At 64.9% G+C, this 22,259-nt stretch carries 17 protein-coding genes; 3 read left to right on the forward strand and 14 right to left on the reverse strand.

The features are described from left to right. Nucleotides 1-18: 18 nt before the first annotated feature. From KVT37_RS12900 to KVT37_RS12945, 10 genes are all read right to left on the reverse strand, one after another. Nucleotides 19-1,158: a helix-turn-helix transcriptional regulator gene (locus tag KVT37_RS12900; RefSeq protein ID WP_217573385.1), complete on the reverse strand. Its 1,140-nt coding sequence runs from the start codon at nt 1,156-1,158 to the stop codon at nt 19-21. Between the two features lie 165 nt (nt 1,159-1,323). Next, a complete protein-coding gene (locus KVT37_RS12905) occupies nt 1,324-3,351 on the reverse strand; it encodes an ABC transporter ATP-binding protein (protein WP_254633991.1) in 2,028 nt (675 codons plus the stop codon). Further along, the gene (locus KVT37_RS12910) at nt 3,344-4,234 is read right to left on the reverse strand and encodes an ABC transporter permease (protein ID WP_217573389.1); all 891 of its coding nucleotides are present in this window, start codon (nt 4,232-4,234) and stop codon (nt 3,344-3,346) included. Before KVT37_RS12910 ends, KVT37_RS12905 begins: the two co-directional genes overlap by 8 nt. After that, nucleotides 4,231-5,184: an ABC transporter permease gene (locus KVT37_RS12915; protein ID WP_308642622.1), complete on the reverse strand. Its 954-nt coding sequence runs from the start codon at nt 5,182-5,184 to the stop codon at nt 4,231-4,233. Before KVT37_RS12915 ends, KVT37_RS12910 begins: the two co-directional genes overlap by 4 nt. 12 nt (nt 5,185-5,196) lie before the next feature. Then, nucleotides 5,197-7,551 (reverse strand): molybdopterin guanine dinucleotide-containing S/N-oxide reductase, encoded by a 2,355-nt coding sequence (locus tag KVT37_RS12920; protein ID WP_217573391.1) that lies wholly within the window; start codon nt 7,549-7,551, stop codon nt 5,197-5,199. A 120-nt stretch (nt 7,552-7,671) separates the two neighbouring features. After that, nucleotides 7,672-9,333, reverse strand: coding sequence for an ABC transporter substrate-binding protein (locus tag KVT37_RS12925; protein ID WP_217573393.1), 1,662 nt, complete (start codon nt 9,331-9,333; stop codon nt 7,672-7,674). Nucleotides 9,334-9,573: 240 nt separating this feature from the next. Continuing rightward, nucleotides 9,574-10,758 (reverse strand): mandelate racemase/muconate lactonizing enzyme family protein, encoded by a 1,185-nt coding sequence (locus KVT37_RS12930; RefSeq protein WP_217573395.1) that lies wholly within the window; start codon nt 10,756-10,758, stop codon nt 9,574-9,576. A 1-nt stretch (nt 10,759) separates the two neighbouring features. After that, the gene (locus tag KVT37_RS12935) at nt 10,760-11,863 is read right to left on the reverse strand and encodes a mandelate racemase/muconate lactonizing enzyme family protein (RefSeq protein WP_217573397.1); all 1,104 of its coding nucleotides are present in this window, start codon (nt 11,861-11,863) and stop codon (nt 10,760-10,762) included. Nucleotides 11,864-11,887: 24 nt separating this feature from the next. Then, complete coding sequence (locus KVT37_RS12940) at nt 11,888-12,577, reverse strand: GntR family transcriptional regulator (RefSeq protein ID WP_217573399.1); 690 nt, start codon at nt 12,575-12,577, stop codon at nt 11,888-11,890. Between the two features lie 97 nt (nt 12,578-12,674). Next, complete coding sequence (locus KVT37_RS12945; protein WP_254633993.1) at nt 12,675-13,466, reverse strand: 2OG-Fe(II) oxygenase; 792 nt, start codon at nt 13,464-13,466, stop codon at nt 12,675-12,677. 102 nt (nt 13,467-13,568) lie between these two features. On the opposite strand from KVT37_RS12945, the gene KVT37_RS12950 reads away from it, so the two are divergent. Then, entirely contained in the window at nt 13,569-14,507 is a 939-nt protein-coding gene (locus KVT37_RS12950; RefSeq protein ID WP_217573401.1) for a LysR substrate-binding domain-containing protein, read from the forward strand. Nucleotides 14,508-14,568: 61 nt separating this feature from the next. Here the strand turns inward: KVT37_RS12950 and KVT37_RS12955 are convergent, their stop codons facing one another. From KVT37_RS12955 to KVT37_RS12965, 3 genes are read right to left on the reverse strand one after another with little or no spacing between them, the layout of a single operon-like run. Beyond that, nucleotides 14,569-15,717 carry an efflux RND transporter periplasmic adaptor subunit gene (locus KVT37_RS12955; protein WP_217573403.1) on the reverse strand — a complete coding sequence of 383 codons (1,149 nt, stop codon included), beginning with the start codon at nt 15,715-15,717 and terminating at the stop codon, nt 14,569-14,571. Nucleotides 15,718-15,732: 15 nt separating this feature from the next. After that, entirely contained in the window at nt 15,733-18,927 is a 3,195-nt protein-coding gene (locus tag KVT37_RS12960; RefSeq protein WP_217573405.1) for an efflux RND transporter permease subunit, read from the reverse strand. Then, nucleotides 18,921-19,160: a hypothetical protein gene (locus tag KVT37_RS12965; RefSeq protein ID WP_217573871.1), complete on the reverse strand. Its 240-nt coding sequence runs from the start codon at nt 19,158-19,160 to the stop codon at nt 18,921-18,923. Before KVT37_RS12965 ends, KVT37_RS12960 begins: the two co-directional genes overlap by 7 nt. Before the next feature lie 250 nt (nt 19,161-19,410). Here KVT37_RS12965 and KVT37_RS12970 point away from each other — a divergent pair, with 250 nt between their 5' ends. Further along, nucleotides 19,411-19,992, forward strand: coding sequence for a TetR/AcrR family transcriptional regulator (locus KVT37_RS12970; RefSeq protein WP_217573873.1), 582 nt, complete (start codon nt 19,411-19,413; stop codon nt 19,990-19,992). Nucleotides 19,993-20,046: 54 nt separating this feature from the next. Continuing rightward, nucleotides 20,047-20,835: a class I SAM-dependent methyltransferase gene (locus KVT37_RS12975; RefSeq protein WP_217573407.1), complete on the forward strand. Its 789-nt coding sequence runs from the start codon at nt 20,047-20,049 to the stop codon at nt 20,833-20,835. A gap of 344 nt (nt 20,836-21,179) precedes the next feature. Here the strand turns inward: KVT37_RS12975 and KVT37_RS12980 are convergent, their stop codons facing one another. Next, complete coding sequence (locus KVT37_RS12980) at nt 21,180-22,202, reverse strand: LacI family DNA-binding transcriptional regulator (RefSeq protein WP_217573409.1); 1,023 nt, start codon at nt 22,200-22,202, stop codon at nt 21,180-21,182. Nucleotides 22,203-22,259: the final 57 nt, after the last annotated feature.

Here is a 22,259-nt window from a genome sequence, read left to right on the forward strand (position 1 = left end):
ATGGGGGATGGCGTCGTCTCAGTGCGGAAAGCGTATGCGCAATCGGGACAAGAGTGCCGTAAGTTCCGCCTGGCGTCGCGTTCCCGTTTTCGCAAAGACAGCCCGGAGCTGCGTTCGGGCCGTTTCGCGGCCGATGGCCAATCCAGCACTCGCCGCACCGATCCCTTCGCCGGTCGCCAGGCGGGAGGCGAGCCGCGCTTCGGCTGCCGTCAGTTGGAAAGTCTGGCTGAGCAATCGTTCGCTTGGCGCCTGTTCGGTCACGAGAGCTGTGAAATAGAGCAATGAATCGCCGCCATTGAAGAGATCATGCGCGAAGGAAGTCATTGGCACGATCTCAACCAGAAGCCAGGGAGACCCGTTGCGGGTGATGACTACGGGCTCAGCCCGGAGCGACCCACTCGACGGGCTCGAAACAGCAGCCCCCACCAGCCCCTGCAGACGGGCATCGCTCGCCCGATCTATCGCGTGAATACGGCGGTGACGGATGACGAGACCGGAGCCGAAGAGGGCATCCGCATGCTCATTGACGCGTGTGACATAGCCACGACAGTCCAGCAGCGCGGCGGCACAATTGAGTCGATCGAGCGCGGCAAGGCTCGAGCCGAGCGAAATATCCCAAGCCTTCTCCGCTACACTTATGATCCGGATCAGGTCCGGCGCCACCCTTAGGAAACGATTTGCTTCGCTCGGGCGGAAGGGTCCCCTTCGGGCATCGCGGTACAGCGGCACGCACCAACTGCGGTTCTTCACCATCACACAGATGGAGGCCCACCATTCGCGGTTTCCGGGGCGAGCTATTTCATTGTAATAAGGCAGGATCCTTCGTTCTTCCGGGGTTGTGATTTCGTCCTCGACGGTGAAACTGATCGGCGGTTTCGCGAGCAACTGCGGCCTGTCGAGAAGGGGATTGGGTCCGTTTCCGATTCTCTCGTGCCAAAGAGCCGTAAATTCAGCGTGTTCCGTCGAGTCCGGTGCCCGCACGGTCTTGTGGCGCTGATCGCATCGAAAGGGGTGTGTTTGGTCGCGGGTGCGTAGAGCGCAACTCGTCGCGCCCAGCGAATCCGCGAGCTTTTGAAGCGCTCCCGGCCACCGGTCAAATTCGAAAGCAGCGTCGTAGCAAGCTTCTATCGCGGATGCGTTTGCTTCCCTGGCAGCCATTCAAACCGACCCCTCGTCTGGATGGATTACCGCTCTCCAAGTTACCACAGATCGGTGAAATCAAGAATGGTCAGCCAGCGATCGTCTGTCGGTCTTGTTGACTCGACGAGCGTCGCGGATGGGCCGCCCTTGCCAAGGACGCGGATACCAATCGCCTGTCGGCCTCTATGCCGGTTCCGCAGCTGTGATCTTCGGCGCCTGCAGCCTCGCCAGTTCGGCATAGGGGATGTGGCAACGGATGGTATGGCCGGGCTGGGCCTCGGTCAGCTGCGGCTCCTGCGTCTCGCAGATGGCGCCGATCTTGCGCGGGCAGCGCGTGTGGAAGACGCAGCCCGTCGGCGGGTTGGCGGCGCTCGGGATTTCGCCGTCGAGGCGGATGCGCGAGCTCTCCGTCCGGTCGAGCTTCGGCACGGCCGACAGCAGCGCTTCGGTGTAGGGATGGTGCGGACCGGAGAACACCGCTTCCGACGGCCCGAACTCCATGATGCGGCCGAGATAGAGCACGGCGATCTTGTCGGAGAGATAGCGCACCACGCCGAGGTCGTGCGAGATGAAGATGTAGCTGACGTCCTGCCTCGACTGCAGGTCGGCCAGAAGGTTGAGGATCGCCGCCTGCACTGAGACGTCGAGCGCCGAGGTCGGCTCGTCGCAGACGACGATGCGCGGATCGCCGGCAAAGGCGCGCGCGATCGCCACGCGCTGCTTCAGCCCGCCCGAGAGCTGGCGCGGCTTGACCGCAAGATGCCGGTCGGTGAGCCGCACCGAGCGGACGAGCTCTTCCAGCCGCGTGTCCAGCGTCCTGCCGCTGAGCCCGCCAAGCCGCTTCAGGGCGCGGCTCAGGATATGCCGGATCGAATGCGAGCGGTTGAGCGCCGAGTCCGGATTCTGGAAGACGATCTGCACCGCCTTGACCTGGTCCTCCGATCGGCTGGCGAGCCGTGGCGCAAGCTTCTTGCCTTCGAGCTCGATCGAGCCGCCGTCGTCGGGCGCGACGAGGCCGAGCAGGAGCCGCGCGAAGGTGGTCTTGCCGCTGCCGGATTCGCCGACCAGGCCGAGCGTCTCGCCGGGCCTCAAACTGACTGAGACGTCCTTGACCGCGCGCAGCGGATGACCGTGACTGCCATAGGTCTTGTTCAGGCCTTCGACCTGCAGCACCGGCGGCGCCTGTTTCGGCTGGGCGGCTGGAACATCGGCGGGCGTGGCGCGCGGCAGCGACTGGGCGTTGTCGTGGTAGTGGCAGCGCGACAGGCGGCCATCGCCGAGATCGTAGAGCGGCGGCGGCTCGGCGCGGCAGCGCTCCGTCGCCAGCGCGCAGCGGTCGGCGAAGGCGCAGCCGACGATGGTAGCGCCGATGCCGGGCAGGAAGCCGGGGATGGTGTCGAGGCGGCCCTGGTCCTTGCGCTGGCCGCCGCGCGGCAGGCAGCGCAGCAGCGCCACCGTGTAAGGATGGCGCGGATCGTTGAAGACGTCCTTGGTCGAGCCTTCCTCGACCAGCATGCCGGCATAGAGCACGCCGACGCGGTCGCACATGTTGGAGACGACGGCGAGGTTGTGGCTGATGAACAGGATCGACGCCGACAGCTCGCGCCGCAATTGCCCGATCAGGTCGAGCACCTCGGCTTCGACCGTGGCGTCGAGGCCGGTCGTGGGTTCGTCGAGGATCAGCATGGACGGGTCGTTGGCCAGCGCCATGGCGATCGCCACGCGCTGCTGCATGCCCCCGGAGAGCTGGTGCGGATAGCGCTGCATCACGCTGACCGGATCGGAGATGCGGACCCGGTTGAGCATTGCGGTCGCCTTGTCGGTCGCCGCCTGTCCGGTGATGCCGGCGAGCTCGAAAATCTCGGTCAATTGCCGGCCGATGCGCAGCGACGGGTTCAGCGCCTTGCCGGGATCCTGATAGACCATCGACACGCTGTCGGCCCGCGCTCGCCGCAGGGCCTCGCTGTCGAGCTTCATGACATCCTGGCCGTCGAGCGCGATCGAGCCGCCGGTGATCGAGCCGTTGCGCGGCAAATAGCGCACCACCGAAAGCGCGACGGTGGACTTGCCGCAGCCGGATTCGCCGACCAGCCCATAGGCCTCTCCGGCCTTGATGGTCAGGTTGACGTTGCGCAGCACCGCGCGATTGCGGCGGCCGACGCGATAGGCGACCGAGAGGTCCTTCAGTTCGAGCGCGTTCTTGTCAGTCATTGAACGCTCCATGCACACCGTCAGCCACCAGATTGACGCCGATCACCAGCGAGGCGATGGCCAGGGCATCGAACAGCACCGTCCACCAGAAGCCGCCGCCGATCATGCCGTAATTGGAAGAGATCGAGAGGCCCCAGTCGGGTGAGGGCGGCTGGATGCCGAAGCCCATGAAGGACAGCGTGGCCACCGCGAAGATGGCGTAGCCAAGCCGCACCGTCGTCTCGACCAGGATCGGCGGGATGACGTTGGGCAGGATCTCGACGAACATCGTGTGCAGCGCGCCTTCGTGGCGCAGCTTTGCCGCCGCGACATAATCGAGCTCGCGTTCGGCCAGCACCGCCGAACGCACCGTGCGCGCGATGATCGGCGCGAAGCTCAGGCCGATGACGACGATGACGGTCACCTTCGAGGTGCCGAGCGCGACGATGGCGAGCAGCGCGATGATCACCACCGGGATCGCCATGAAGGCTTCCAGCACGCGGCTGACGATGTCGTCGACGATGCCGCGGAAATAACCGATCAGCAGGCCGAGCGCGGTGCCGGCAATGGTCGCGAGGATGGTCGCCAGCGGCGCCACGGTGAGGATATCGCGCGAGCCGACGATGACGCGCGAGAACACGTCGCGGCCGAGCTGGTCGGTGCCGAACCAGTGATCGGCCGCAGGCGGCGTCAGCGCGTTGATGATGTCGCTTGCCAGCGGATCGTAGGGAACGAAGTACTGGCCGAACAGCGCGCAGACGACCCAGAACAAGAGGATGAAAAGCCCGGTCAGGAAGGTGCCTGATCTCAGCAGCGAATGCAGCATTTCGCCCCAGGGGCTGCGCGATGCCGTGTCGGGCGAGGCGGGCGCCGGCAGGCCGGCGGGCGTGTCTGTGGCGCTCATTGCTCTGCTCCCAGCCGGATGCGTGGATTGAGCACGGAATAAAGGAAGTCGGCGACCAAAGTCGCCACCGCATAGACGATACCGATCGTCAGGATGCCGGCCTCCAGCATCGGAAAATCCTTGCCGCGCGCGGCGGTGAAGATCAGCGAGCCGATGCCCTGGTAGCGGAACAAAGTCTCGATCACGACCAGGCCGCCGATGAGATAGCCGGTCTGGGTGGCGATCACGGTGATGGTCGGCAACAGCGCGTTGCGCAGCACATGGCGCCAGATCACCGTGCGCCACGGCAGGCCCTTGAGCACGGCGGTGCGCGTGTAGTCGGAATCGAGCGCCTCGATCATGCCGGACCGCGCCATTCGCGCGATGTAGCCGAACAGCACCAGGAACAAAGGCAGCGAAGGCAGGATCAGGTAATAGAGCTGCGTGAAGAAGCCGGCGCCTTTCGGCCAGGCGGCGGCGATCGGCAGCCAGCGCAGCCAGACGCCGAAGATCAGGATCAGGATGATGCCGGTGACGAACTCCGGCAGCACCGTGACCGAGAGGCCGCCGAGGCTGATGATGCGGTCGAGCGGCCGGTTGAAGTTGAGCGCGGCGATCACGCCGCCAAAAATGCCGATCGGCACCACCAGCACGAAGGCGACCAGCGCCAGCTTCATCGAATTGCCCAAGGCATCGACGACGAACGGCGCCACCGGCGCGCGGAAGACATAGGACGTGCCCATGTCGCCATGCAGGAAGTTCCAGATCCAGCTTCCGTATTGGACGAGCAGCGGCCGATCGACGCCGAGCGAATGGTTGAGCGCATCGACCGCGCGCTGGTCGGCGAAAGGCCCGAGAATGGCCCGCCCGACATTGCCGGGCAGCACCTGGCCGCCGAGGAAGACCATGACGCTGAGCAGGAACAGCGTGATGAGCGACAGAGCCAGGCGCCGGGTGAGGAAAGCTAGAATGGCAGCGTCTCCTTAGCAAAGGCCCTTGCGCCCAGCCATGTCGGGCACATCGGACAGATCAATAGTGGCAGGCGGATCGAAGGCTGTCACGGGCGGAACGGGACCGGCAAACCGCGAGACCTCAACCAGCGTCGAATTGCAGGTCGGCGACTGTGCGAGCCGCGACGTGCCGCGATCGGGCGTCAGCACATTCGGATTGCCGTGCTTTTCGAGACCTTCCGGTTCGCCTGGACGGGCCGGGTCGAACCAGGCGCCGGTCGGCAGTTGCACGACGCCGGGGATCAGGCTGTCGGTCAGCACGGCGCCGGCAAGGCATGATCCCCGGTCGTTGAAGACCTTGACCACCGCGCCGTCCGCGATGCCGCGCGCCGCTGCGTCCTCGCGGTTGATCAGCAGCGGCGCGCGGCCCGCGACCTTGCTCGCCCGACTGACCGACCCGTGATCGTATTGGCTGTGCAATTTGTCGGCCGGCTGCGGCGACAGAAGATGCAGCGGGAACCGTTCGGCGAGGCGGTCATTGCCCTGCCACTCGCGCGGCTCGCGCCACACGGCATGGCCGGGGCATTCATCGTAGCCGAAGGACTCGACCGTCGCCGAGAAGAGCTCGATACGGCCGGATGGTGTCGCCAACGGATGCCGTTCCGGATCGGCGCGGAACGCGCCGAGGAAGGTCTGCGACGTCACCGAGCGGGTAAGCTCGGCATGGCCGTCCTGCCAGAAACGCTCGAAGGGCGGCATCGCCACGCCGACTGCCTCGGCATTCTCCATCGCCTGGCCATAGAGATGCCGGATCCATGCGTCGGCGCCGCGCCCTTCGGTGAAGGCATCGCCTGTGCCGAGCCGCGCTGCCAGATCGGCGAAGATGGCAAAGTCGTCACGCGCCTCCTGGAATGGCTGGATCGCCTGCTTCATGGCGACGATGTGGTTCTCGCGGTTCGAAAAGGCGAGGTCGTTGCGCTCCAGCGGCGTGGTGACAGGCAGCACGATATCGGCGTGACGCGCCGTCGCCGTCCAGAACTGTTCGTTGACGATGATCGTTTCGGGCCGCTGCCAGGCCTCGACCAGCCGGTTGAGGTCCTGGTGATGGTGGAACGGATTGCCGCCGGCCCAGTAGACGAGCCTGATGTCGGGATAGGTCAGGGCGGCGCCGTTGAAGTCGAACGACCCACCCGGAGTGAGCAGCATATCGGCCATGCGCGCGACGGGAATGAAATGCGTCACCGCGTTCCTGCCTTGCGGCACCGAAGGCCAGCGGAAACCCATCTCCGGCCGGCCGGCGCCGTTGGTCGAGGAATAGCCGAAGCCGATGCCGCCGCCCGGCAGTCCGATCTGGCCGAGCAACGCCGCCAACGTGATCGCCGCCCAGTAGGGTTGCTCGCCGTGGTCGGCCCGCTGCAGTGACCAGCTGACCATCAGCATGGTGCGCCTGGCGGCCATGTCGCGAGCCAGCGCATAGATCGTCGCCGCGTCGACGCCGCTGAGTTTCGCCGCCCAGGCCGGATCCTTCGGCTGGCCGTCGCTCTCGCCAAGAATATAGGCGCGCACAGTCTCGAAGCCGGTGCAGTAGCGCGCGAGGAACGCCTCGTCGTGCAGGCCCTCGCTGAGCAGCACATGGCAGAGCGCCAGCATCACGGCGGTGTCGCTGTTCGGCCGCAGCGGCAGCCATTCGGTGTCGGCCCCGCGCGGAGCGTCGTCGCGCACCGGCGAGACGTTGATCAGCCGCGCGCCGTTGGCGACGGCGTTGCGCAACGCCGCCGACGCTTCGTGCCTTGCCGATCCGCCGCCTTGCACCTGCGTGTTGCGCCAGGGCAACCCGCCAAAGGCGACGATCAGCTTGGCATGGCGCTCGATCCCATCCCAGGTTGTATGATTACCGGTCAGCGCATCGGTGCTGCCCAGCACATGCGGCAGGATGATCTCGGCCGCGCCATAGGAATAGCTCAGCACCGAGCCGGTATAGCCGCCGATCGTGTTGAGGAAGCGATGGACCTGGCCCTGCGCATGGTGAAAGCGCCCGGCGCTCGCCCAACCATATGAGCCTGCATAGATGGCGCTGTTGCCATGCGCCGAGCGAACGCGGTCGAGCTCGGCCGCGACGATATCCAGCGCGGTCTCCCAAGGCACTTCGACGAAGGGCTCGTCGCCGCGCCTGCCTGCCGGGCCGGACCTGTCGCCCTCGAGCCAGCCGCGCCTGATCGCGGGGCGGGCAACGCGCAGTTCACCTTGCACCGTGCCGACGAGCGACCTGCCGATCGGCGACGGGTCGGGATCGCCATGCCACGGTTCGACGCCGACGAGCCTGCCGTTCTCGGCGCGGACCTCGTACGTCCCCCAATGCATGGTGGTGAGCAGGGTTGCGGTTCCCATGCGACGCATCATCCCGCGGCAGCGATAACGGAAAGGGCGCACGGCGCCCCATCCCGATCTCGCTGGCAGGCGCCAGCCTCTTTCGAGGCCGGCGCCGCGGGACCTACGCTTGCCTCATGCTCAGCCTTTCGACGCCTTATCGAGGAACAGCTGCGACATGGCGGTGGGCTGCACGCCCGCCACGCCCTTCGCCGTCGCCGTCAGATAGTCGTAGAAATAGCCGAAGACCACCGGCGTTTCCTCGAGCAGCAGCTTCTGGATCTTGCCGGCGTCGGCCTTCTGCGCCTCGAGGTCGAGGGCGCCGATATAGCTTGCCGCGAGCTGGTCGTAGTCCTTGTTCTTGAAGTGGGCGGCATTCCAGGTGCCGTCGCTCTTCAAGGGGGCGGCGAGATAGACGTTGGGCACGCCGCGGTGGCCGTAGTCGGTGATGCCCATCGCCGAATCCAGCCAGTTCGACTTGCCGAACACGGCATCGCCGTAATAGGCGCCCTGGTCGAGGATGTTGAGCTCGAGCTCGATGCCGATTTCCTTGACCCAGTTCTGGATCAGCTGCGCGTATTCCGGGATCTCCAGATAGCGCTCGGTGGTCAGCGTCATCTTGAAGCCCTGCGCGAGGCCGGCCGCTTCCATCAGCTGCTTGGCCTGGGCGATATCCTGCTTGCGCTGCGGCACGCTGGTGTCGGTCGACGGGTAGACGGCGGCGAACGGGCTGTCATTGCCGAGCGCCGAGCGGCCCTTCATCAGGCCGGCGGCGAGCTTCTCGCGGTCGAGGCACAGCGCGATGGCGCGGCGCACGCGGGCGTCCTTGGTCGGGCCTTCGTCGCAATGCATGTGCAGCTGCTGATGCGCCGACGACTTCAGGCTGATGATGTCGACATTCGGGTCGTTGAGCACGGCGACGCCGGCCAGCACCGGCATCTGGTTGATGATGTCGATCTGGCCGCCCTGCAGCGCCAGGATCTGCGGCTGGATGTCGGTGAAGAAGGTGAATTCGGTGCGGTCCGGCAAGGCCTTCTCGCCCCAGTAGTCGTCATTGCGCACGAAGGAGGCGCCGACCTTCGGCGTGTATTTCTCGAGCTTGAACGGCCCGGTGCCGTCGAAGCTCTGTTCGTAGCCGCCCTTGTAGCTCGCCGGGATGATGACGGCGTTGTAGTTGTCGGACGACAGCATGTAGGGGAAGTTGCCGTTCGGCGCGTCGAGGTGGAATTCGACGGTGTAGTCGTCGACCTTCTTCGAGGCGCCCTTCTGCAGGATGCCGGTGAACACCGACAGCGCGTTGGACGAATTGGCCGGATCGGCGAGCCGGTCGATGCTGGCGATCACGTCCTCGGCCTTCATCTCGCCGCCCGAATGGAATTTGACGCCCTTGCGCAGCGTGAAGGTCCACACCGTGCCGTCGGCATTCGGCTTCCAGCTTTCCGCCAGCGCGGGCTTCAGCACCAGGTCCGGACCGTCGACGCAGAGGAATTCCGCCACCTGCTGCATGACCAGCAGGCCGCCGGCATCGGCGATGGTGACGGGGTCGATCGCGGCTGCCGGCACGCTGCTGCCGACGCGGATGGTGGCGCCTGGCGCGCCGGCGTGCGCCAGCGAGGGCGCGGCGCCGAAGCCGGCCGCCATGCCGATGCGGCCGAGCAGCGGCAGCGACAGGCCGAGCAGGCTGCCGTGGCGCACGAATTCGCGGCGGCTGATGCGGCCGTCGATCAGGCCGTCGATGAGGTGGTTTTCGAGCGGCGTGCGGCCGCGCCGGAGGAGATCGAGAATGCGATAGTTCTTGCTCATGGTCTGAGCCCTTTCCCCAGTTGTTGTGGTTGGCGAGTGCATTCGATTTGCGAGTTCCGTGGAGTTCTCCTGTTCCCGGCTCTCGTCAGTATCGGTCGATGTACAGTAGCATGCGGCTCCGACCGATCCATCCGCTCGTTGGGACGGAAAAGTCAGATTTTCTTGATGAATTGTCTGTCGGCCAGGCGACCCATGGCCGCCTTTTTCCCGATAAATCCTGCTTGCTTTTCGACATCCCTCCTAATTCAGCGGCAGTCTGCGGTAAGTCCCGGGTTTTTCCGGGTCGTGATATTTGTTGCAGGGGCCGTTCTCGACGAAATCGCGATGGCAGGCGGCAAGCCGCTCCTGCGACAGCGTGACCCCGAGGCCGTGGCCTTGGGGCACCGGCACGGTGTTGTTCTTCGGCGAAAACGGGCCTTCCTCGATGATGTCCATCGGCTGCATGCGAAACAGCGACTGGTTGGGCTCCCTGATCCAGCCAAGCGCGGCGCACAGGTGCAGGTAGCAGGCGCTGCCGACACCGGTGTCGCCGCTGTAGCACCAGTAGTCGATGCCGGCATGCTCGCAGGCGCCGACGAAGCGCAGCATGCGGTTGATGCCGCCATGCGCCGTCGGATTGCCGACGAAGGCGTCCGGCACCTTCAGCTCCATGGCGCGGGCGATGTCGATGTTGTGGGTCGAGAAGGGAATAGAGGTGTGACGGCGCAGTTCGCGCATCTCCTCGATGGTTGCCACCGGGTCTTCCCAGTTGCGCACGCCAAGCTCCTCCAGCGGCCGCGCCAATTGTCGGGCGGTTGCCAGCGAATAGGCCTGGTTGGAATCGATGCGGATCATCGCCGCGTCGCCGAGCCGTTTGCGGATCAGCTCGACCATCTTCATCGACACCTTCGGGTCATGCGTCGAGAACTTGCCCTCGAAGAAGGTCGTGCCGTGGCGCTCGTTGAGTTCGACGCAGTAGTCGGCAACTTCTTCCGGCGTCTTCTCGCCCTTCACCCTGGCGCCATCGCCGCGCAGCGCGAAATAGTCGGTGAAGGGGATGTCCTTGCGCACCGCGCCACCGAGCAGCTGGTAGAGCGGCTGCTTCCAGGCCTTGCCGCGCAGGTCCCAGAGCGCCATTTCGATGGCGCCGAAAGCCATGATGCGGGTGCGGTCGTTGATCGACTGAACGCCGCTCCAGAACGGCAGGCAGACTTCCTCGGCGCCGGCGATGTCGAAGGCGTCGCGGCCGGCGAGCCTAGGCGCCAGCGCGTCGTTGATGACAGGGGCGGCACCCGGTGTCGGCGCCTCGCCAATGCCGACAAGCCCGTCCTCGGTCTCGACCTCTACGATGGTCGGCGAGAAGCCGTCCAGTTCGCCGAACACCCAGACGTAAGGCGCCTCTAGCCGGTAGTTGATCGGGGTTGCCTTGACACGCCTGATCTTCATGTCAGCCGATCTCGAAGAAGGGTTGGCCGAGCAGGCCTGGGTCCACGTCGATGCCGAGGCCGGGGCCGTCGGGAACTCCCATATGGCTGCCGGTCACCGGTGGCGCGTTCCTGGCCGTGCGCACCGTCACCCATTCGTGGAAGGCGATGGCATGCAGCCGGCGCTCCGCCGGCGTCGACAGCGACAGATGCGCCATGGCGGCGGTGTCGATCTCGGCGCCGCCGGTATCCTCCACCGTGATCATGAAGCCCAGATCGACGGCGACGTCGCGGATCAGCCGTGTCTGTGTCACGCCGCCCAGCCGCGAGATCTTCAGCGTCAATCCGTCGGCAGCGCCGCGGCGGTGGATTTCCAGCATCTCGCCGAGCGAGGTAACGGACTCGTCCAGCACCATCGGCTTGTCGAGCATGCGGCGCACCGACATGTTCTCATCGAGCGTCGTGCAGGGCTGCTCGAACGTGTAGTCGATGCCGCGCGTGGCGTCGGCGAACTGGCGCGCCTGGTAGGGCGTCCAGCCGGCATTGGCGTCGCAGAAGATCACCGTGCCTTTCGGCACGGCCGAGGCCACCGTCGTCACCCGCTCGATGTCGTCATGCACATTGCCGCCGACCTTGACCTGAAGCCGACGGCAGCCTTCGGCGATGATCCGCTTGGCCAAAGCCGCCATCTGATCGAGCGTGCCGTGGGTGACGACCCGGTAGGTCTCAGCCATGTCGCTTTCGCGGCCGCCGAGCATGGTCACCAGCGGCACATCGGCCGCTCGCGTCGCCAGGTCCCAACACGCCATATCGAGCGCCGACTTGATGTAGGGATGGCCCTTGAACACCGTGTCCATCAGCCTGCCGATGCCGGCAAGCCCACGCGGATCCTGGCCGATCAGATGCGGCGCGATTTCCGGCACGCCCGCGCGCGTTCCCGCCGGGAACGCGGCCGAATAGAAATTGCCGAGCGGCGCCATCTCGCCCCAGCCGGTCACGCCGCTGTCGGACGTGATGGCGACGATCACCGCGTCGAAGCAGTCGGCGACCCGCCCCTTGGACATGCGGTAGGGGCCGTCCACGAAGGGCTGCACGACATGGTAGGCCTTGATGCTCTTGATCTTCACGTTTGTGTCCGCTGTCCGGGTCTGTCAGTTCTTCGATGCGCGCTTTTCGAGGCCGCGCGCATAGGCAAGCAGCTCCTCGAAATCGAGGTCGATATGCTCGCGCGCATGGCGCTGCGCGGCGCGCATGTCCGAGCCCTTGAGCAGCGCCACATAGGTTTCGTGCACATCCTCGGCCGGCACCGGCTCGTTGCGGGCGCGCTGATGCAGGGCGAAATACATCTGCAGCCGGCTGGTCAGCCGCTGCCAGGTCTCCAGCAGCACCGAATTGTCGGCCCACTCATAGATCAGCCCGTGCAGTTGCAGCGCCGTCTCGATCTGGCGCGTGGTGTCGAGCGCCCGTGTCGCCTGCTTCACCGCCTCATGGCGGCGGTCGAGCTCGTCGAAGAAGCGCTGGTCGCGCTGCGGCCAGGTCCTCTCGATGGCGAACTCATCCAGAACCTGGTTGAGCGAATAAGCATCGATAATGTCCTTGGCCGTGACCTCGATGACGAAGGTTCCGGCATAGGGGATGCTGGTCAGGATGCCTTCCTGCACCAGCTCGCGCATGGCCTCGCGCAGCGGCGCGCGGCTCACCCGCATCTGTTCCGAGATCCTGAGCTCGTTGAGCTTCTGCCCCGGTTCCAACTGGCCGGTCAGGATGGCGCGCCGCAGCAGGGCGACGATCTCCGCCCTGCGCGTCGTATCCGCGATCGGACTGAAATCCAGCTTTGCCATAGGTCGACCCTCAAGAGGAATTTCTGCAAGACAAGCAGATTGTCGACAATCTAACAAGAGCCGATTTCCACGAACAGCGGATTTTAGACCGGTAGCCTCAAGCTGCTCTTCCGTAGAAGCCGATCCTCTCCTCATCGGTGAACATCACGCCCGGACGTTCGTAGTAGGAGAACACCGCGATCATGCGCTCGCGGTTACCCTCGACGGTGGTGACCCGGTGCGCGGTGTTCTTCCCGCGAAAAACGTTCAGCGTGCCGGCCTTGATGCGCAGGATCTTTGCCTCGGGATCGCGCCCCTCGAGCAGCTTGGCCACGCCGTCATAGTTCGGGTCGCTGTCCGAGCGCAGGTCGGTGCGGTATTCGAAGTCGCCGCCGATTTCGGGGGCCTGCAGCAGCAGCGTCGTGGTGAATTCCGATCGGTCGAAATGCCAGTTGAGGGCTTCGCCGGCGCGGTAGCCCATGACATTGGCGCGGGCCAGCGGGTCCTGCATGACATGCAACTGCGGCTTGTCCATCGCCGCCGAGAGGAACCGCACCAGCGGCTCGTATTCATAGATCGAAAGAACGGTGCTGCCCGGGATCTGGTCGGCGCACACCGTGTGGCTGATCGTCTCCACCTTGCGCAGCGCGGGATGGTCCGGCGCCAGTTCCGGAATCGACGGCTTGAAGTAGATGTTGTGCATGCGCTTGTGGACATGCGAGCGCGTGTCCATCACCGGCCGGATCTCGGCGACCGCCTTTTCGGCAATGCCGGGGCGCAAAAAGCCTTCGAGGTTGAACATGCCGTTGGCCTCTAGTGCGGCCTTGGAGTCGTCCACCAGGCGCTGCCAGTCAGGGCTGCCTTCGCGGTCGAGCGGGTATCGGTCCAGGTCGAGCATGTTGTCGATCATAGCGTCCTCCAAAAAATCTGGGGTCACTACACAGCAAGGAAATCTTTGCAGCAACGCGGAAAATTGTTAGGCTTGCCCAAGAAAATCTTTTGAGGATAGCGCTTGGAAAAGCTTCCGCCTTTGAATGCGATGCGGGTTTTCGAGGCCGCCGCGCGCGCCGGTTCCTTCACGCTTGCCGCGACCGAGCTCGGGGTCTCGTCGGCCGCGGTCAGCCAGCAGATCCGCAACCTGGAAGACTGGTTCGGCAAGCAGCTCTTCGTGCGCAACGGCAACCGCATAGCGCTCACCGATGCCGGCCACGCCATCTACCCGCAGACGGCGCATGCGCTGGGCGAGATCGCGGCGGTCGGCAGGCGCATGCTGGAAGGCGGCTTGCGGACGCGCCTCGTCGTCAGCGTGCCGTTCTCTTTGGCGGAGCTTTGGCTGGCGCCAAGGCTTGCCGTGCTGCTCGACGGCTTTCCGCGGATGGCGATCGATGTCCGCGTCGAGGACGATCCCGTCGACGTCGTGCGCCAGAACATCGACTTGCGCATCTCCTATGGCGACTACCACTACCCGGCGCTGAAGATGGTCCGGCTGGTCCATGACGAGGTGCTGCCGGTGGCATCGCCCGATTACTGGCAACACCACGGTGCTTCAGATCTGGCCGAAGTGCATGAAAGCCAGTTCATCCACACCAATTGGGGCCCGAATTATGCCTCGCATCCAAGCTGGGCGGACTGGTTCGCCGCTGCCGGCGGAAGCCGTGCGCCCGACCCCTCGCATGGCCGCCGCGTGGGCCTCTCCAGCCTGGCGATCGGCACCGCGCGGCTGGGGCTTGGAATAGCACTCGGGCAGAGGGTGATGGCAAGCGCCGATCTCGAAGCCGGCCGGCTCATCGCGCTGTCATCCGTGTCGGTTCGCCTTGGTCAGCCCTATTGCGCCTTCATGTTGCCGGCGAAGGCCGAGCGCGCCGACGTTGCCGGCCTGGTCGAACTGCTTGGAAGCAACTCTATGAAAGCACGCAATGACTTCCGTTCGGAATCGCCTGAGCCCAGATAGCAAAACGGCGCCCTCGGAGTAGGAACCGAGGGCGCCGTCGGACCGGAAACTGATGGGGGAATCAGCTGGCCGGTTTCGGTTGCGGCAAGGGAGAAACCGGCATTCCGGGTCCGATTTTCTGCAAATTGCCCGTGATCACCTGGTCGGTCTCGGAAATGCCGGAGGTCACGGAAATCAGGTCGCCGTCGGTGGGCCCAAGCGACACCAGCTTCTGGTCGACGGTGTTGCCCTTGCCCAGCACATAGAGGTATTTGCCGAGCTGGCTGGAACCCAGCGCCACCTGCGGCACCATTAGCGTGTTGGGCTGTTCCTTCACATGCAGGCGCACCCGCACATACTGTCCCGGCAGCAGCGAGAACTTGGCGTTGCCGATGGTGGCGCGCGCCGTGATCGTCCCGGTCGAATGGTCGATCGTGTTGTCGATGAAGGTGAGCTCACCTTTCTGGCTGGGCTGGGTCTCGCCGGGCAACAGCACGTCGACGGCGATCGGACCGTTAGCCTTCGCCTGCTTGATCTGCACGAGGTCGCTCTCGCTCGGGTTGAATGTCACATAGATCGGGTCGAGCTGCACCAGCGTGTTGAGCACCGTGCCGGCGACGCTGACCAGTGTGCCGACCGAGGCCTGGTTGCGGCCGATGCGGCCGTTGAACGGCGCCTTGATCTCGGCATAGCCGAGATTGAGCTCGGCCGTCCGCACCGCCGCCTGGTCGAGCGCAAGCGCGGCTTGCGCCGTGCGCAGATTGCTGGTCCGCTGGTCGAAGCTGTCCTTGTCGAGATAACCGGCTTTGGCAAGGTCGGTGCCGCGGCCGAGGTTCGACCTTGCATAGTCGAGCGTTGCGGTGTCGCGCTGCACCTGCGCCTTGGCCTGGTCGAGCGCGGCCTGATAGTCCTCCGGCGCGATCCGGTACAGCAGGTCGCCCTGCTTGATGTCGCTGCCATCGGCGACGGTCTGCTCCTGCAGATAGCCCGGCACGCGGGCCTGCAGCGTGATGCTGCGGATCGACTCCACCCGCGCGGCGTAGTCGAGATAGATCGGCAGCGTCTTCTTGACGACGTTCACCACCGGCACCGGCATCACGAAGGCCGCCGGCGCGGGCGCCGCGCCCGCCGTGCCGCCGCTGAGATTGCCCATGTCGAGCAAATGCACGCTGGCCACCGAGATTGCGCCGAGCGCAACGGCCGTTCCCAAAGCGATTTTCCATTTACGCATCTTGGTTCTCCAATCCTATTCGGCCGCCTGGGCGAGCTGGGGCGCCGGCTCGGCGGTCGGTTCAATTTCTTTTGGCTGGGGGGCGTCGTGGTGTCCCTTGGCTGGTTTCTTTTCGCCGCGCTCGCGCAGCTGTTCGATCACCGCGTAGAAGACCGGCACGAAGACCAGCGACAGGATGGTCGCCGCCACCATGCCGCCGAAGACGGTGGTGCCGATCGACTGCCGGCTGGCCGCGCCCGCGCCCGTCGCGAACATCAGCGGCAGCACGCCGAGGATGAAGGCGAAGGCCGTCATCAGGATCGGCCGCAGCCTCAGCCTTGCGGCTTCCATCGACGCCTCGACGATGGTCAGGCCTTCCTCGCGCCGTCGTCTTGCGAACTCGACGATCAGGATCGCGTTTTTGGCCGCCAACCCGATCAGCATGACGAAGCCGATCTGCGAGTAGACGTCGATCTGCATGCCGCGCAGCAAAAGCACCACGAAGGCGCCGAACAGAGCGAGTGGCACGGCGAGCAGCACCATGAAGGGCATCGCCCAGCTTTCATACTGCGCCGCCAAGATCAGGAAGACGAAGACGATCGCCAGTCCGAAGACGACCGAGGCGATCGATCCGGCCTTGAGTTCCTGGAAGGTGATGCCGGTCCATTCGTAGCCGAAGTCACGCGGCAGCACATTCGCCGCCGCCCGCTCCATGGCCGCCACCGCCTGTCCGGACGAGAAGCCGGGGGCAGCACCGCCATTGATCAGGGCCGAGGCATTGTTGTTGTAATGCGGCACGGTCTCCGGTCCGACGATCGGCACCAGCTTGCCCAGCGTGCTCAGCGGCACCATGCCGCCCGACGCGTTGCGCACATAGAGCCGCGAGATGTCGGTGGCGTCGGCGCGCGCGTCCTTGTCGGCCTGGATGGTCACGCGGAAGGTGCGACCGAACAGGTTGAAGTCGTTGACGTAGAGCGAGCCGAGATAGATCTGCAGCGTGTTGAAGACATCCGGCAGGTTGAGGCCGAGAAGCTTCGCCTTGCTGCGGTCGAGGTCGTAGTTGAACTGCGGCGTCGAGGTCGAGAAGGACGAGAACAGCTGCTGCGGATTGAGCTCCGGCTGCTTGCGCGCCTCGGCCAGCAGCGCCTGGGTGACGTCGTTCAGCGCCGCGCTGCCGCGGCCCGACAGATCCTCCACCTGGAATTCGAAGCCACCGGTGGTGCCGATGCCCGGGATCGAGGGTGGATCGAAGGAGAGCGCGAACGCATCCGGCATCTGCAAGAGCTTGCCGCGCACCTGTTCGACCAGTTTCGACGCGCTCTGGTCAGGGCCGCGTTCGTCCCATGGTTTCAGGATGGCGAACTCCACCGCCGAGTTCGACTGCGCGGCGCTGGTCAGGAAGTTTAGGCCGCTGATCGAGCCGACGATGTCGACGCCTGGTGTGTTCTGCAGGATGTCGCGCGCCTTCTGCGCCACCGCGTCGGTGCGTTCCAGGGAAGCGCCGTCCGGCAACTGGATGACGACGAAGAAATAGCCCTGGTCCTCCACGGGAAGGAAGGTCGAGGGCAATTTCTGCCAGACGAAATAAGTGGCGACGAGGCCAGCCGCGAACAGACCGAGCATGATCCAGCGCAGCTTGATCAGGATACGCACGCCATGCGCATAGGCATGCGACAGCCAGTCGAAGCCGGCGTTGAACCAGCGGAACAGCACGAACTGCGTTTCGCCGCGATGGCGCAGGAAAGCGGCGCTCAGCGCCGGCGACAGCGTCAGCGAGTTGAAGGCCGAGATGCCGACCGAGATCGCCACGGTCAGCGCGAACTGGTTGTAGAGCCGGCCGGAGACGCCCGGGATGAAGGCGACCGGAATGAACACCGCCATCAGCACCGCGGTGGTGGCGATGATCGGCCCGGTCACTTCGGCCATCGCCGCGCGCGTCGCGGCAAGCGGCTTCAAGCCCGCTTCCAATTGTCGCTCGACATTTTCGACCACGACGATGGCGTCGTCGACGACGAGGCCGATCGCCAGCACCATGCCGAGCAGGGAGAGCATGTTGAGCGAGAAGCCTAGCATATACATGATCGCCAGCGTCGCGATCAGCGACACGGGAATGGCGATGGTCGGAATGATGGTTGTGCGCCAGCTCTGCAGGAAGATGAACACGACCGCCACGACCAGCACCAGCGCTTCGCCGAGCGTGATCAGCACGTCATGCATCGAGGCCGACACGAAGCGCGTCGTGTCATAATGCATGGCGTAGTTGACGCCCTTCGGGAAACGCTGCGACAGCTCCTGCATCTTGTCCTTGACCCGCTGCTGCAGGTCGAGCGCGTTGGAGCCGGGCATCTGGTAGACGGCCAGCACCACGGTCGGGTCCTTGCCGAAGAAGGCGGATGAGGAATATTGCAGCGCGCCGAGCTCGATGCGGGCGACGTCGCGCAGCCTGACCAGCGAGCCGTTCTCGGAGTTCGCGCGCACGACGATGTCGCCGAATTCCTTGGGGTCGCTCAGGCGGCCGACGGCGTTGACCTGCATCTCGAAGGCTGTGCCGGCGGGCGCCGGCGATTGGCCGATCTTACCGGCCGCGACCTGCACGTTCTGCTCGGCAATGGCGTTCTGAACATCGACGGCGGTGATGCCGAGATTGGCCAGTTTGTCGGGGTCGAGCCAGACGCGCATCGAATAGCGGCGCTCGCCGAAGATCTGCACGTCGCCGACGCCGGGCAGGCGCTTCAGCGGATCGACCACCTGGAGATAGGCGAGGTTGCTCAGCGCCACCGGATCGACCGAGCCGTCGGGCGAGGTGAGGTCGACGATCAGCACGAAGTTGGGGTTCTGCTTCTTGATCGTCACGCCGCCCTGGTTGACGATGGCCGGCAGGGAGGATGCCGCTTGGCTGACGCGATTCTGCACGTCGACGGCCGCCGTGCTCAGCGGATAGCCGACGTCGAAGGTGATCGTGATGGTCGAGGAGCCGTCATTCGAGCTCGTCGACGACATGTAGGTCATGCCTTGCACGCCGTTGATCTGCTGCTCGAGCGGTGTCGTCACCGTATCGGCGACGACCTGCGCGCTGGCGCCCGGATAATGGGCGCTGACCACGACTTGCGGCGGCGTGATGTCCGGGAATTGCGAGACCGGCAAAAGGAAATAAGCGATCGCGCCGGCGAGCACCATGATGATGGCGATCGCCGACGCGAAGATCGGACGGTGGACGAAGAAATTTACCATGATGCGGACGCCTCGCCGAAGGGTTTTGCGAAATGGCGCAGGCGCCGGGCCCGGCCGGAGCCGGAATCCGCCAGGAAGGATGGCAGGACGTCATCGTCCGGCGCCTGTTCCGCCGCGCGCTGGCGCAGCATCCGCTCGAAAGCTTTGGGATCGATCCCGTCCGCCTTCATCACCAGCCGGATCATCGGATCCCGGATGGCTTCGTCGATCGTCAGGTCTTTGCGCTTTTGCATAGGAGTGGCTCCTTGCTCGTCCCGCATCGGTTGATCACGGGCCGCTTTTTTCTCGTTCTTCACCGGCCGAAGCCGCATGACAGGCTGTTTTTTCGTCCTATCTCACTCTGGCGGGCCTATCGGTGGCCTTGTCGTTTGACGGGAAGTGATATAGGTGTTACCAGTAAGTAACATCTAAAAGTTACAGACCGGTAACACCCTAGTCAAGAGGTGACCTCGGTTTTTTTGGAAACGACGAAAGGAGAGCATGATGACTGACGGCGTTGCGGAGCGTTCCCGTCCCCGGGATCGAATCCTGGAAACGGCGCAGGACATGTTCCACAAGCACGGCATCAAGGGTGTGGGCGTCGACGCCATCACCGAGGCTGCCGGCACCAACAAGATGACGCTCTATCGTCACTTCGAATCGAAGGACGAATTGGTCATCGAATGCCTGCGCGCCACGGCGGCCAAGGGCGCCGCGGTCTGGGACGAATTCGAGGCCCAGCATCCTGGCGACAAGCTGGCGCAACTCCATGCCTGGGTTCGCAAAGTCGCCGACATGCTCGCTTCCGACAGCCGCGGCTGCGATATGGCCAACGCCGCGGTCGAGCTGACGGAAACGGATCATCCGGCCAGGCGCGTGATCAAGGAACTCAAGCAGGCCCAGCGCGATCGTCTTGTGGCGCTTTGCCGGGATGCCGGTATCGGGCAGGCCGAGCTTTTGGCCGATACGCTGTCGCTGTTGTTCGAGGGCGCACGGGTGAGCGTACAAACCATAGGCAGTGAAGGCCCGAGCGCGCAATTCGTGCGCATGGCAGAGAGCCTGATCGCCTCGTTCCGGGCGCGCTGACGTCTTCGCCTCATCCTGATTCTGTTATGCTGTCTCGGAATCGGGCGTTGCGCGATGGGTCAGGCAAGTTTTCCGGGGATGTACGAGCGCTGGCTCGTGGGGCCTCTCTTTCGCCCCTGGGCCGAAGCGACCTTCGATGAGGTGACGCTGTCTCCAGGCAACCGTGTCTTGGACATCGCCTGCGGCACAGGAATAGTCGCGCGCGTTGCCAGGGAACGGCTCGGTGCCGCCGGCTATGTTGTCGGCATCGACATCAACCCGGAAATGCTTGCCGTCGCGCGCACCGTGGCGCCAGACATCGATTGGCGCGCAGGTAATGCCAGTGCTCTGCCTCTCCATGACAAAGAGCAGTTCGACGTGATCGTCTGTCAGCAGGGGCTGCAGTTTTTCCCCGACAAGCCCGCCGCGGCGGCCGAGATGCGGCGAGCGCTGGCGCAGGGTGGCCGGTTGGCCGTTGCCACCTGGCGCTCCGATGAGGAAATCCCCTTCTTTCGAGAACTCCGCCGCGTCGCCGAGCGGCTCCTCGGCCCAATCGCGGACCTGCGCCACAGCCTTGGCAATGCTGCGCCGCTCGAAGCACTGCTGCGGGACGCCGGCTTCCACGAGGTTCGATCAAGGACGATATCGCGCACGATACGGTTTGAGGACGGCGCGCCCCTCCTGCGACTGAACACGATGGCGCTGGTCGGCATGAGTGCTGCCGGCAAGGCAATGGCCGATCAGGAACGCCAACGCGTCGTAGAGGACATCGTGAGCGGGAGTGCGCCCGTGCTGCAGTCCCACGCCGATGGATCGGGAGTCGTTTTCGAAGTCAGCTCCAATCTGGTGACCGCCAAGGGCTAGGCGCGTAGTTGAGCAGCGTCAGATGGACGCTCGCTCCACGGGACTGGCGTCGCCCGGCGTTGTATCCACGCGCGCAAAGAAAAAGCCCGCTGCCGGGAGGAGGTGGCAGCGGGCTTGATTTCGAATACGGCACGGGAGGAGGTGTACCGTATTCACCGTCAGTGTCTGGGAGGAGGAAGACATCTGACAGGTTCATAATTACGAGTTGCCCAACGATTCGGCAATTGCGAAACGTGCATAGCTGCTGTGCAGAATTGTGGGATCAATTATCAGACAAATAGGGCGAGCGGCTAGAGCTCGGCGACCTCGCCGTAGCCGCCCGTCCGGAATTGCGCCTCCAGGCGCTACTGCACCGGCACGTTTTCCTTGAAGATCAGCCGCGGCTCGATGAACTTCTTCGTCAGATAAGGCGCCGACGAGGCGATCGAACCGAGCAGGCGGATCACCGCCTGCTCCGCGATCAGCCGCGCATTCTGGTCGATGACGACATCGGCGAGATCGTCGACGAGGTAGCGGCGCGTTTCCTTGGTCAGGTCGTGGCAGATGAACACCGGCTTCCGGCGCGGCTTGACCTCGAGCAGCGCCTTGGCCACGCCGGAGCGTCCGGCGCCGACGCAATAGATACCGAGCAGCTCGGGTTCGTTGTGCAGCGCCTTGATCGTGGCGCTGTAGCTGGCCTCCGGCTCGTCATGGCTCTCGGCGGCACTTGAGACGGTGAGATTGGGAAACTCCTCGCTCAGCACCGAACGAAAACCCATCTCGCGTTCCTCGTGGCCGCGATAGGACCGCGAGCCGACCACCATCGCCAGATGTCCTGTGCGGCCGCCGAGGAAGCGCCCCATCAGCAGCGCCGCGGTGCGGCCCGCCACCCGGTTGTCGATGCCGACATAGGCCGAGCGGGGCGCGGCCGGCACATCCGAGACCAGCGTCACCAGCCTGATCCCGGCCTCGACCAGCTCGCGCAGGATGTTGCGCGTGCGCGGGTGGTCGACGGCGATGACGCCGACACCGTTGGCCTTGAGCGAGAGGTTCTCCACCGCCCCCTGCAGCGCGCCAGGCGAAATGCCGGCAAGGTTGTGGATGCGGCAGGAAGCGACCAGCGGCAGGCGCGCCGCATAGTCCTCGATGTGATGGGCGAGGTCGGCCATGAAGGCGTTGGACCCGATCGGCAGGAAGAATTCGAGATGCGCCGGCTTCGACGGCAGCACGACCTGGTCGAGCGTCGGCAGGTAGCCGAGCTGCTTGGCCGCTTCCATCACGCGCTGCCGGTTGGCCGCACTGGCGCCCGGCCGGTTGTTCAGCACCCGGTCTACGGTCGCGGTCGACAGGCCGCAGCTTCTGGCGATGTCGGATACGGTGGCTTTCATGGGTCCAGTCATAGGCGCTGATGCAATCCCGTGCCAGCTGCAGGCGTGAAACGGCGC

Origin of the sequence: Mesorhizobium sp. GbtcB19, from assembly GCF_019091085.1 — a bacterium.
Classification (GTDB): domain Bacteria; phylum Pseudomonadota; class Alphaproteobacteria; order Rhizobiales; family Rhizobiaceae; genus Mesorhizobium.

Excerpts from the sequence above, each read along its gene's own strand:
- KVT37_RS12900 (WP_217573385.1), bottom strand. The coding sequence starts at position 1,158 with ATGGCTGCCAGGGAAGCAAACGCATCCGCGATAGAAGCTTGCTACGAC.
- KVT37_RS12905 (WP_254633991.1), bottom strand. The coding sequence starts at position 3,351 with ATGACTGACAAGAACGCGCTCGAACTGAAGGACCTCTCGGTCGCCTAT.
- KVT37_RS12910 (WP_217573389.1), bottom strand. The coding sequence starts at position 4,234 with ATGAGCGCCACAGACACGCCCGCCGGCCTGCCGGCGCCCGCCTCGCCC.
- KVT37_RS12920 (WP_217573391.1), bottom strand. The coding sequence starts at position 7,551 with ATGGGAACCGCAACCCTGCTCACCACCATGCATTGGGGGACGTACGAG.
- KVT37_RS12925 (WP_217573393.1), bottom strand. The coding sequence starts at position 9,333 with ATGAGCAAGAACTATCGCATTCTCGATCTCCTCCGGCGCGGCCGCACG.
- KVT37_RS12930 (WP_217573395.1), bottom strand. The coding sequence starts at position 10,758 with ATGAAGATCAGGCGTGTCAAGGCAACCCCGATCAACTACCGGCTAGAG.
- KVT37_RS12940 (WP_217573399.1), bottom strand. The coding sequence starts at position 12,577 with ATGGCAAAGCTGGATTTCAGTCCGATCGCGGATACGACGCGCAGGGCG.
- KVT37_RS12945 (WP_254633993.1), bottom strand. The coding sequence starts at position 13,466 with ATGATCGACAACATGCTCGACCTGGACCGATACCCGCTCGACCGCGAA.
- KVT37_RS12955 (WP_217573403.1), bottom strand. The coding sequence starts at position 15,717 with ATGCGTAAATGGAAAATCGCTTTGGGAACGGCCGTTGCGCTCGGCGCA.
- KVT37_RS12960 (WP_217573405.1), bottom strand. The coding sequence starts at position 18,927 with ATGGTAAATTTCTTCGTCCACCGTCCGATCTTCGCGTCGGCGATCGCC.
- KVT37_RS12965 (WP_217573871.1), bottom strand. The coding sequence starts at position 19,160 with ATGCAAAAGCGCAAAGACCTGACGATCGACGAAGCCATCCGGGATCCG.
- KVT37_RS12970 (WP_217573873.1), top strand. The coding sequence starts at position 19,411 with ATGACTGACGGCGTTGCGGAGCGTTCCCGTCCCCGGGATCGAATCCTG.
- KVT37_RS12975 (WP_217573407.1), top strand. The coding sequence starts at position 20,047 with ATGGGTCAGGCAAGTTTTCCGGGGATGTACGAGCGCTGGCTCGTGGGG.
- KVT37_RS12980 (WP_217573409.1), bottom strand. The coding sequence starts at position 22,202 with ATGAAAGCCACCGTATCCGACATCGCCAGAAGCTGCGGCCTGTCGACC.